This is a genomic window from Stenotrophomonas sp. Steno-C17, assembly GCF_056393165.1.
The window spans coordinates 16,170-23,603 of sequence record NZ_JBWJPD010000013.1 but is presented as its reverse complement, the minus strand read 5'-3'; the positions used below and the strand labels follow the sequence as shown (position 1 = coordinate 23,603).

4 protein-coding genes are annotated in these 7,434 nt (G+C 68.1%); 1 reads left to right on the top strand and 3 read right to left on the bottom strand.

All coding sequences use genetic code 11. The annotated features are described in order from the left end of the window. Positions 1-84 precede the first annotated feature (84 nt). A complete protein-coding gene (locus AC06FA_RS12900) occupies positions 85-1,401 on the bottom strand; it encodes an NCS2 family permease (protein WP_478068651.1) in 1,317 nt (438 codons plus the stop codon). Between the two features lie 91 nt (positions 1,402-1,492). Continuing rightward, positions 1,493-3,157: an energy-dependent translational throttle protein EttA gene (ettA, locus tag AC06FA_RS12895; RefSeq protein ID WP_108748493.1), complete on the bottom strand. Its 1,665-nt coding sequence runs from the start codon at positions 3,155-3,157 to the stop codon at positions 1,493-1,495. Between the two features lie 254 nt (positions 3,158-3,411). Between ettA and AC06FA_RS12890 the strand changes: the two genes are divergently transcribed. Then, on the top strand, positions 3,412-3,891 hold the full coding sequence (locus AC06FA_RS12890; protein ID WP_108761215.1) for an RcnB family protein: 480 nt from the start codon (positions 3,412-3,414) through the stop codon (positions 3,889-3,891). 103 nt (positions 3,892-3,994) lie between these two features. Here the strand turns inward: AC06FA_RS12890 and AC06FA_RS12885 are convergent, their stop codons facing one another. After that, positions 3,995-7,180, bottom strand: a complete 3,186-nt coding sequence (locus AC06FA_RS12885; protein ID WP_478068650.1) for an autotransporter outer membrane beta-barrel domain-containing protein — start codon at positions 7,178-7,180, stop codon at positions 3,995-3,997. Positions 7,181-7,434: the final 254 nt, after the last annotated feature.

Sequence of the window (7,434 nt, the reverse complement as noted above, 5' to 3'; positions counted from 1 at the left end):
GCGCAGCAACGGGCTCTGACCCCAATCTCAGCCAACGGGGTCGGATCCCTTTGCAACGCAAAGGGCTCTGACCCCAGACAACGGTCATTCCAACGCGTAGCGCAGCACGAACAGCACCGCCACCAGCCACACCGCCGGGTGCACCTCGCGCCAGCGCCCGGTACCGGCCTTCAGCGCGGCATAGGCAATGAAACCAAACGCCAGGCCATTGGCGATGGAGTAGGTGAATGGCATGGCCAGCGCACACAACGCCGCCGGCACCGATTCAGTCAGATCGCTCCAGTCCACTTCCACCAGCTCGCGCAGCATCAGCCCGGCCACGAACAGCAGGGCAGGGGCCGTGGCGTAGCCGGGCACCATCGCGGCCAGCGGCGAGAACAGCAGTGCGGCCAGGAACAGGCCCGACACCACCAGCGCGGTCAGCCCGGTGCGGCCGCCGACCTGCACGCCCGAGGCGCTCTCAGCGAAGGCGGTGGTGCTGCTGGTGCCCAGCAGCGAACCGGCCACGATCGCCGTGCTGTCGGCCAGCAGGGCACGACCGAAGCGCTTCGGCGCGCCCGGCAGCTTCAGCAGGCCGGCACGGCCGACAACGCCGTACAGCGTGCCGGTGGCATCGAATACTTCCACCAGCACGAATACCAGCACCACCTGCAGCAGCACCGCGATCGGCGCGCCGCCGTCGTGGTGCAGCAGGCCGGGCAGGTCCAGCTGCAGGAAGGTAGGGGCCAGGCTGGGCGGTAGGGACACCAGCCCCTTGAACTGCACGTCGCCCAGCGCCCATGCCGCGGCGGTCACCGCCAGGATGCCGATCAGGATCGCGCCGCGCACGCGGCGTGCTTCCAGGATCGCGATCAGCAGGAAACCCACCAGCGCCAGCAGCGGCGGTGCGGTGTTCAACGGCCCCAGCGCCACCAGGGTGTCTTCGTTGGCAATGATCACGCCCGATTTCTGCAGCGCGATGATCGCCAGGAACAGACCAATGCCGGCCACGATGGCCGAGCGCAGCGACGACGGAATGCCCGCCACCAGCCAGGCACGCACGCCGGTCAGCGACAACACCAGGAACACCAGCCCGGAAATGAACACCGCTGCCAGCGCCTGCTGCCACGGCAGGCCCGCGGCACCGACCACGGTGAACGCAAAGAACGCGTTCAGGCCCATGCCCGGCGCCATGCCCACCGGGAAGTTGGCCGCCAGCGCCATCACCGCCGAACCCAGCGCCGCCGCCAGGCAGGTGGCAACGAACACCGCGCCGGCATCCATGCCCGTGGTCCCCAGGATTTCCGGGTTGACGAAGACGATGTAGGACATCGTCAGGAAGGTGGTGACACCGGCCAGCAGCTCGGTGCGCACGGTGGTGCCATGCTGCTGCAGCTGGAACAGGCGTTCGAACAGGGACATGGGGGTTCTCACAACAATTGGGTGTCACCACCAACGGTGGTGACCTACCAGAATGCAGAAAGGCCGCGCGAGCGCGGCCTTTCCGGTTGCCTTACTTCAGCGCCTTGAAGCGCAGGCGCTTGGGCGCGGCGTCGTCGCCCATGCGGCGGCGCTTGTCTTCTTCGTACTCGCGGTAGTTGCCCTGGAAGAACTCCACGTGCGAGTCGCCTTCGAACGCCAGGATGTGCGTGGCGATGCGATCCAGGAACCAACGGTCATGCGAAATGACGAAGGTGTTGCCCGGGAACTCCAGCAGCGCATCTTCCAGCGCACGCAGGGTTTCGATGTCCAGGTCGTTGGACGGTTCGTCGAGCAGCAGCACGTTGCCACCCTGCAGCAGGGTCTTGGCCATGTGCAGGCGGCCACGCTCACCACCGGACAGCGAACCGACCATCTTCTGCTGGTCCTGGCCCTTGAAGTTGAAGCGGCCGATGTAGGCGCGCGACTGGATTTCGATGCCGTTGATGTTGAGGATGTCCAGGCCGCCAGCAATTTCCTGGAAGACATTGTGGTTGCCTTCCAGGGCGTCGCGGCTCTGGTCCACGTAGGACAGCTTCACGGTCGGGCCGACCACGATCTCGCCCGAATCCGGCTTTTCCTGGCCGGTGATCATCTTGAACAGGGTCGACTTACCGGCACCGTTGGGGCCGATGATGCCGACGATGGCGCCGGCCGGCACCAGGAAGCTCAGGTCGTCGAACAGCAGGCGGTCGCCGAACTTCTTGGAGACGTTCTTGAACTCCATCACCGCATTGCCCAGGCGCTCGCCCGGCGGGATGAAGATTTCATTGGTCTCGTTGCGCTTCTGGTAATCGACCGACTGCAGCTCTTCCAGGCGGGCCAGACGGGCCTTGCCCTTGGTGCGGCCGCCCTTGGCGTTCTGGCGCGACCACTCCAGTTCCTTCTGGATCGCCTTCTGGCGGGCCTTTTCCTGGTTGTCTTCCTGCTTCAGGCGCTCATCCTTCTGGGTCAGCCAGTCGGTGTAGTTGCCCTTCCACGGAATGCCGCGGCCGCGGTCCAGTTCCAGGATCCACTCGGCGGCGTTGTCCAGGAAGTAGCGATCATGGGTGACCGCCACGACGGTGCCGGTGTAGCGCGCCAGGAACTGTTCCAGCCATTCCACCGACTCGGCGTCGAGGTGGTTGGTCGGTTCGTCGAGCAGCAGCATGTCCGGCTTCTGCAGCAGCAGGCGGCACAGTGCCACGCGGCGCTTTTCACCACCGGACAGCTTGCCCACGATGGCATCCCACGGCGGCAGGCGCAGCGCATCGGCGGCCACGTCCAGCTGGTTTTCCAGGGTGTGCGCATCACCGGCGGCGAGGATCGCCTCCAGGCGCTCCTGTTCCTTGGCCAGTGCGTCGAAGTCGGCGCCTTCCTCGGCGTAGGCGGCGTACACCGCTTCCAGCGCGGCCTGGGCCTGCAGCACTTCGCCCACGCCTTCCTCCACCGCTTCACGCACGGTCTTGGTCGGGTCCAGTTCCGGTTCCTGCGCCAGGTAGCCGACCTTGATGCCCGGCTGCGGGCGGGCTTCGCCCTCGAAATCGGTGTCCACGCCGGCCATGATCTTCAGCACGGTGGACTTGCCGGCGCCGTTCAGGCCCAGCAGGCCGATCTTCGCGCCCGGGAAGAAGGACAGCGAGATGTCCTTGATGATCTGCCGCTTGGGCGGGACCACCTTGGACACGCGGTTCATGGTGTAGATGTATTGCGAGGACATGAGGTCTCCGTAAGGGCGCGGCCCTGCACCCGTCCGTCAGCGGGAAGATCCCGGACGACAGCGGGCACAGACTGAAATGGAATACCCCCAATTATAGCCGGAACCGCTTACCGCCCGCGCCGCCCCGGGCCCCGGGGCTGGCCGCTGCCTGAATACTGCGTCACATCCCACGGATCGGAAGCGTTTCCAGCCAATATCCGTTCAGACGCAATGCGCAAGATTGGCCTCACCACCCACCCGAGCAGAGGTTTCTCATGCGCATCAACCGAATCATGGCCGGAGCCGTGGCCTCTGTTCTGGCCTTGGGCGCGGTCGCCCCGGCATTTGCCGACAACGACCACCGTGACCGCCGCGAGTGGCGCGAAGACCGCCGTGATGATCGTCGCGAGTACCGCCGCGACGTCCGCGAGGCCCGCCGCGACTACGAGCGTGACCGCCGCGATGCCCGCCGCGACTGGAACCGCGACCACGACCGCCGCTATTACCACCCGGCGCCGCCGCCGCGCGTGGTGTATCGCCCCGGCTATGGCCCGGGCCCGGGCTACGGCTGGCAGCGTGGGCACCGCTACCGCGATTACTACCGTGGCCCCATCTACGTGGTGAACGACTACCCGCGTTACCACCTGCGCCGCCCGCCGTATGGCCACCACTGGATCCGCGACGACCGCGGCAACATGCTGCTGGTGGCCGTGGCCACCGGCATCATCGCCGACTACATCATCAACAACCGCTGATGCAGAGGCGGGGTCGGATCCCTTCCGCAAGGAAGGGCTCTGACCCCAACAGCACGGGGTCGGACCCTTTTCCAGCGGAAAAGGCTCCGACCCCTTTCAGCACTTAGAACGCCACCGACAGATCCAGCTGTGCGCCCACATCGCGCTCGCCATCACCGCGCTGCCCCTGCATCTGCAGCGACAGACGGCTGTTGTCGGTCGGGCTGACCGCCACGCCCAGCTGGGCCAGCGCACTGCGGCGGGCCAGCGGTGCGGCGGCAATGCCAAAGTCCTGCGTACCGTCCACGAAGCGCGCCGCGACCTGCGGCAGGCGATCACCGCCGGCCACCTGCCAGCCCACGCGCGCGGTCAGCGCCGCACGGTCACGCTGGCCACCGCTGATGTCCCAGTCCGCGCGCAGCGCGGCCAGGCCGGTGCGGTAGCGGGCGGTTTCACCCTCCAGCTGCAGCGCGCTGTGGCCGCCGCGTTCCTGGGCGCCGTCGCTGCGCAGGCGCACCTGTGCCAGCTCCACTTCCGGGGTCAGCTGCAGGCGCGGCCCACCGAAGGTCCAGCCGGCACGCAGGAAGGCCGTGGTGCCGGTGGCGTCCTCGCGTGCGGCCAGGCCTTCGGACAGGGTGCTGCCGACCTGCGCGGTGCGGGTGCTGTCGGTGCGGTAGTCGGCGCGGCTGACGCCCGCACGCAGGCTCAGGCCCTGCCAGCGGTACTGGCCGTACACGCCGCACTCGGTGCTGTCGGTCTCGGCGCGTGCATCGCGCTGGGCCAGGCGGCTGACCAGCTGCTGCTGGCCGGCGGCCACCCCCAGTTCCAGGGCGTCGCCGAACATCCAGCCGGCGCCGGCCATCAGCCCGTGCTGCGAGGTGCGCAGCCCGGCGTTCTGTGCGCTGGCGTCGCTGCGGCGCTGGCTGCTGCTGCCCGCCACCCAGGCGTGCACGCCCGGCGCGATCTGCCCGGCCATTGCCGCGCCATCCAGGTGGCGGTCAATGCCGTCGTGCAGGAAGCGGTTCTGCAGCAGGGCGCCGCGGGTGGCGGCATGGATCTCGCCGGAAAGACTGTCGAATGCCGGCACGACATCGGCCACATCCAGGCGCACCACCGCGTCATACACCTGGTTGCCCGTGCCCAGCGCTTCCACCGCACCGGCCACGGCCTTCTGGTTGCTGTTCACCACCACATCCGGGAACGCCAGGTCGATGTCCGGCATCGCGATGTCGTTGCGGGCCAGGGTCAGGTAGACGTTGCTGGCGTCGTAGTCCAGCGTCGGGCTCAGGAAGGCGAGGGTGGTGGAGACACCCGAGAACGTGCCCTGCACGCCCTGTGCGGCGCTCAGGATCGTATAGCGGGTGCGCGGCGCCCAGTCGCCGTTGCTGGCCAGGGCCAGCGTGTTGCCGCCCTGCAGGGTGGCGGTGCCGCCGACCAGCACGCGGTCACTGCCGCCGTCGGCGCCGACATCCACCAGATAGCGCGAGCCGTTTTCCATCAGCAGGTTGCCGCGCATCGACAGCACGTCGTGGCTGCCAGAGGCGCCGGTCAGGCCCGGGGCCAGGCTGGCCGAGCTGCGGATGATCACGTTGCCCAGTTCGCCGGTACCGGTCAGTTCGGTACCGGCGGTCATGTCGACCAGGCCGCCGATGCTGCCGCGCACTTCCAGGGTGCCGGCCTGGATCCGGGTGGTGCCGGTGAAGCCGCTGCTGTCGCCCAGCAGGGTCAGCAGGCCGGCATCCAGCTTGACCACATCACCGGCGCCGGACAGCACATTGGCGAACACGGTGTGGCCGTTGCGCTGCAGCTTCAGCGTCGCGCCGGAAGCCACGTCCACCGAACCGCGGATCGCGCCGTTGCCGGCCAGCACCAGCGTGCCCTGTTCGACCAGGGTGCCGCCGTTGTAGCGGTTGTCGGCGTAGCTGGTCAGGGTGCCGCTGCCGATCTTGCGCAGGGTGCCGGCGCCGGTCAGGGTGCCGCTGAACAGCGCATCGACCTGGTCGGTGTCCAGGGTGGCAACGCCATTCAACTGCATGTCCACGTTGCTGCTGAAGGCCTTGCTGGTGAAGTGCAGGGTGCCGTCGTCAATCAACACGCTGGCGCTGCCGCCGCCGCGGTAGATCTGCCCGCCGGCAAGATTCAGCGTGCCCTGCGGACCCACGGTCAGGGTGCCGCTGCTGCCGCCGGCGCCGCCCAGGCCCAGCACGTCGGCCACGTTCAGTACCGCACCGCCACTGACCTGCACGTTGCCGGTGCCGAAGTTGCCGATGGTCAGGCGGCCCACGCTGGCCGAACTGCCGGCGTCGGCCAGGCGGAAGCTGCCATCGCCCAGGGTGTTCTCGCCCACGCCCACATCGCCAGCGGTCAGCTGCGCGCCGTCCAGTACGTTCAGTTCGGCCACGCCGTTCTGGCCCACGGCGATGAAGCCGGTGGTGGCCTGCGTGCCTGCGCCGCGCAGTTCCAGCACGCCGTCGGCCACGCCGGAATTGCCGCGCTGCTGTGCCAGTTGGGTGCTGCCCAGCACGGTCAGCGTCGCGCCGTCTTCAACCACCATGCGGCCGGTGCCGGAGACGCCGATCAGCAGGTCGCTGTTGTTCAGCCAGCTGGCGCCACTGCCGGTCACCAGGGCTTCGCCGTGGGCCGCGGTGCTGTAGCTGCCCAGGCGGGCCACGCCGACCTCGAAACTGCCACCGGCGCGCACGTTCACCGTGCCGTCGCCCTGCGCGCCCACGTGGATCAGATTGGTCGCAAAGCTCGAACCGGTATCGGCCACGTTCAGAACGCCGGTGCTGCCCAGCTCCGAGGCCACCCACGTGCCCTGCGCGTTGTCTACTTCGCCGCCGTCCAGCACGTCCAGCGTGCCGTTGCCGAGGTGGCCGACGCCGATGCTGTTGTTGCCGATCCACTTCGAGCCCACGCCGGTCACCGTCGCATGGCCGGTCGAACCGGCCTCGGCGGCGATGAAGATCGCGGTGCTTTCGAGGATGCCGCCATTGCGGATCAGCAGTTCGCCGCTGCCCGCGTGGCCCACATCGATCCGCCAGGACACCGCATTGGGCACCTCCACCACGACCGGGATCGGGCTGTCGATGTAGGCGTAGTTCTCGACGGTCAGTTCCGGGTCGCCATTGGTCCAGCCACCGGGCGCGAACCAGGCACCGTCCAGTACGGCCGGGTCGCGTTCGGTGATGACGGTTGCCTGGGCGGCCGCGTGGCCGCTCATGGCCAGGCCGATGGCCAGTGCCAGCAAGGAGGTGCAGCCGGCACGGCGGCCGGTGGAAGCAGTGGTGCGACGAACGGCCAGCGTCATTGCCGGCGAAGCCTGGTACGAATGGATCACGCGCGATTTCCCCTGTTTGGACAGGGCGTATCGGCCGCAGATCGGCAGGCTTTAGCTTGCTGAACGAAGAAATATGAATTTGCAAGGAAACGGATCACGTTTCCCGAAATCCGGCGGGCGTTTCGTAAACGGCCCGCACGGCCGCCGACACGCAGCAGGGCCAGCACATCATGCCATGCGCGGCGCGCCAAGCCCCGTTGGCTGCGGTCGCCGCCGCCCCCCGG

Coding starts and splice junctions, on each gene's coding strand:
- ettA (WP_108748493.1), bottom strand. CDS start 3,157: ATGTCCTCGCAATACATCTACACCATGAACCGCGTGTCCAAGGTGGTC.
- AC06FA_RS12885 (WP_478068650.1), bottom strand. CDS start 7,180: ATGACGCTGGCCGTTCGTCGCACCACTGCTTCCACCGGCCGCCGTGCC.
- AC06FA_RS12890 (WP_108761215.1), top strand. CDS start 3,412: ATGCGCATCAACCGAATCATGGCCGGAGCCGTGGCCTCTGTTCTGGCC.
- AC06FA_RS12900 (WP_478068651.1), bottom strand. CDS start 1,401: ATGTCCCTGTTCGAACGCCTGTTCCAGCTGCAGCAGCATGGCACCACC.